Annotated in this window: 2 protein-coding genes; both read right to left on the bottom strand. The window is 42.9% G+C overall.

The genetic code is table 11. The features are described from left to right. Positions 1–32 precede the first annotated feature (32 nt). Positions 33–980: an IS3 family transposase gene (locus CLV31_RS21690; protein WP_111395183.1), complete on the bottom strand. Its 948-nt coding sequence runs from the start codon at positions 978–980 to the stop codon at positions 33–35. Beyond that, the gene (locus tag CLV31_RS21685) at positions 977–1,375 is read right to left on the bottom strand and encodes a transposase (RefSeq protein ID WP_111395182.1); all 399 of its coding nucleotides are present in this window, start codon (positions 1,373–1,375) and stop codon (positions 977–979) included. The genes CLV31_RS21690 and CLV31_RS21685 overlap by 4 nt, the downstream gene beginning before the upstream one ends. Positions 1,376–1,420: the final 45 nt, after the last annotated feature.

Raw genomic sequence — 1,420 nt, 5'->3', positions numbered from 1 at the left:
TGACCTTCCCTAAATAGCGTTGACCGTTTGGTTCAACATTCATTAATAAATTCCATCGGGCATACATGAGCCAGAGGTTCTTCTCTTGGGCAAACTTCGAAGGGGCTCGACGCCCCTAAGAAGTTTTTCTTTCCTTCGGTATACACCTTCACCGTCGGTCTTTCTTGGGCGGGTAAATCTACCAGTTTTTGATAAAATCCCATGGGAGTACACTTCATTCCAAAGGCGCGGTGCAATCGTTTTGTGTTGTAACTGATGACCGCTTTTTCCACTTTTTTCTTTAGGTCTTTATAATCTTTGATCTTCCATCTTTTCAGGTATTCGTTTTTGATGATTCCGTTGATCCGTTCTGCGTAGGCATTTTCCCAAGCCACCAACCCCATGCTCACATGGATATTGTTGTCTTTGAGCAGTTGGGTGTATTCCCTGCTACTATACTGGGCACCTCTATCCGAATGGTGAATCAGGCCCCAGGGCAGAAAATCCAAGACCTTAAAGGCCATGTTCATGGCTTCCAGATTGCCTTCTGTTCGCATATGATCGTTGACCGAATAACCGACCACCAATCGGGTGTATACATCTATGATAAACACCAGATAGTAATGTCTGCCATCTAGGTAGAAATAGGTGATATCGCTTTGAATGACCTGAAATGGTCTGGTGACAACCATCCCTTCAATTAGGTTGGGATAAAAGCAGCCACCACTGTAAGTGGTTCTTTGATAGTTTCTTATCCGTTTCACACCATAACCAAGACTCAGGAAAATCTTGCAGAACTGATCCCTTCCCATCCACTTTGGGTTCAGGGTATAATACATCTTTTCGACCCCACACCCAGGATGCTCCTCTTTGAGCTGATCGGCCAAAACTACCAGCTCAGCAAGTTCCTGATCAAATCGATCCTGTCTTTGCTTGGCCTGTTTGACAGCTTGCTTGCTGACTCCAACAGTCCGATAAAGTTCATTGAGTGAATAGCTCATTGCTTTCCTGTTGGTTTGGAACCACCAGAGTGTGGGGTGTTGGAGTTTTTTTTAATGTCGATCGAATAGGTCTCCTTTGCCAGATCAATCATCTTTTCCAGATAATCAATCATAATCTGTTTCTGGCCAACGGCCCGCTCAAGCTCCTTGACCTTTTCTTCTAGTTCCTTCAACCGATTGGTTTGACTTTCTTTTAGCTCCACAATTCTGACATTCTTTTCGTTATAGGTAGAGTATTTGTAAATCCAGTTATAGATCAACTTGTTGGAAATGCCATAATATCGTTCCATTTGGGGAACTGACATGAGACCCTTTTCATACTCCTCTACCAATTTACGTTTGAATTCTTCCGAAAAAGTACGCTTCGATTTGATCCTTTTTCCCGTTTTTAGCATCTTGATTCAGATTTAAAAACGGTCAACCTATTTCAGGGAATGACA

Source organism: Algoriphagus aquaeductus, from assembly GCF_003253485.1.
Lineage (GTDB): Bacteria > Bacteroidota > Bacteroidia > Cytophagales > Cyclobacteriaceae > Algoriphagus > Algoriphagus aquaeductus.
Note: the sequence above shows the minus strand (reverse complement) of the source record. Positions and strands in the feature narration are given on the sequence as shown.

Excerpts from the sequence above, each read along its gene's own strand:
- CLV31_RS21690 (WP_111395183.1), bottom strand. The coding sequence starts at position 980 with ATGAGCTATTCACTCAATGAACTTTATCGGACTGTTGGAGTCAGCAAG.
- CLV31_RS21685 (WP_111395182.1), bottom strand. The coding sequence starts at position 1,375 with ATGCTAAAAACGGGAAAAAGGATCAAATCGAAGCGTACTTTTTCGGAA.